The sequence below is a fragment of the Cognatundibacterium crateris genome (assembly GCF_010078235.1).
GTDB classification, from domain to species: Bacteria; Pseudomonadota; Gammaproteobacteria; order Burkholderiales; family Burkholderiaceae_D; genus Undibacterium; species Undibacterium crateris.
In genome coordinates this window covers 1-1,498 of sequence record NZ_JAABOS010000029.1, presented here as the reverse complement: position 1 = coordinate 1,498, position 1,498 = coordinate 1, and the positions used below count along the sequence as shown (strand labels likewise).

Here is a 1,498-nt window from a genome sequence, read left to right as displayed (position 1 = left end):
GCCTTAACATCTAACTTCCCGTTCGCATTCAAAGGTAAGCTCTCCAGCCACACATAGGCCGAGGGCAGCATCGCGTCTGTCAGTCTGCGGCTCAGCGCACTGTGTAGCTCCGCACTATTCTGCTGCACGCCTTCCTGTGCCACCACATAGGCCATCAGCCGCTTTTCTTTTTGGCCTTCGTCCTGGCGTGCGATGACTGCGGCCTGGCGTATGCCGGTCTGCTGACGCAGTGTATTTTCGATCTCACCGACTTCGATGCGCTGGCCGCGTATTTTGACCTGGTGATCGGCGCGGCCTAAGTAGCCCAGGCTGCCGTCTGCGCGCCAGCGTACCCGGTCGCCGGTGCGGTACATGCGGCTGCCGGGTTCGCCCCAGGGATTCGCCACAAAGCGTTCTGCGCTCAGGCCTGGCTGACCGAGGTAGCCACGGGCCAGTCCGGCGCCACCCAGGAAGAGCTCACCTTCTACACCTGTCGCGGCCAGCTGCCAGTGGGCATCGAGCACATAGGCCTGGTAGTTCGCCAGTGGCTGACCGATGGGCAGGATGGCGGGCAGTTGTTGCAGGCTGGATGCGGCGTCCTCACCGGCAGGCAGCTGGAAGGCGCTGGCGTCTATGCAGGTTTCGGTCGGACCATAAACATTGATGATGTCGGTGTCTGGTAAGGCGTTTCTGAGCTTATGAGCGAGGCTGAGTTTAAAGGCTTCGCCACCGACGATCAGGCGTTTGAGGCCGCATTGGATCTGGCTACCTTCTTCGACGACGGCATCAAAGAAGGCGGGTACGGCGTTGGCGTGGGTGATCTGCTGGGTCCGTATCAATTCCCAAAACGCGTGTGCATCAAGGCTGCGCAGTGGCGGGCAAATGACGATGGTGGCACCGCTCAGTAAAGGCAGCAGTAACTGGCCAAACGAGACGTCGAAACCAACCGAGGCCATTGCGAGTACGCGGTCACCCGGAACCAGCGGGTCGTAGCCAGCTTTGCGCGCATAGGCCAGATTGAGCGCTGCGCTGTGGCTGATGCCGACGGCTTTAGGCGTGCCGGTGGAGCCTGAGGTGTAGATCAGATAGGCCAGGCTGTCGCCATTGCCGATGCTTGCGGGTACAGGCAGCGCTTCAGAATGCGCAGCGGTATCCGATGCATTCAGACTGGGGCAAGGCAGAACGCCAAGTTCAGCACCTTCGGCCACGATGACTAAGGCAGCACGGGCATCGGTCAGCATGCTGTGCAGACGTTGCTGCGGATAATCGACATCCAGCGGCAGGTAGACACCTCCGATTTTTAAAATAGCGAGCAGCCATTCGACTGTTGCGCCGCTGCGCGGCAGCGCGACACCGATCACGGCTTCGCTTGCGCTGTACGCTGACAGCGCGGCTTGGAGTTGTGCGGCACGGCGATTGGCTCTGGCTTCGAGTTCGGCATAAGTCCAGCTGTCTGTGCCATCGATGACGGCCATCGCGTCTGGCGTGGCGCTGGCCTGTATGCTGATTTGCTGTTCCA

The 1,498-nt window shown here is 60.7% G+C and carries 1 protein-coding gene; it reads right to left on the bottom strand.

Annotated elements, in window-relative coordinates; genetic code table 11:
* A partial coding sequence (locus EYB48_RS18950) for an amino acid adenylation domain-containing protein (RefSeq protein ID WP_162021934.1) occupies window positions 1-1,498 on the bottom strand: 1,498 nt, incomplete at both ends.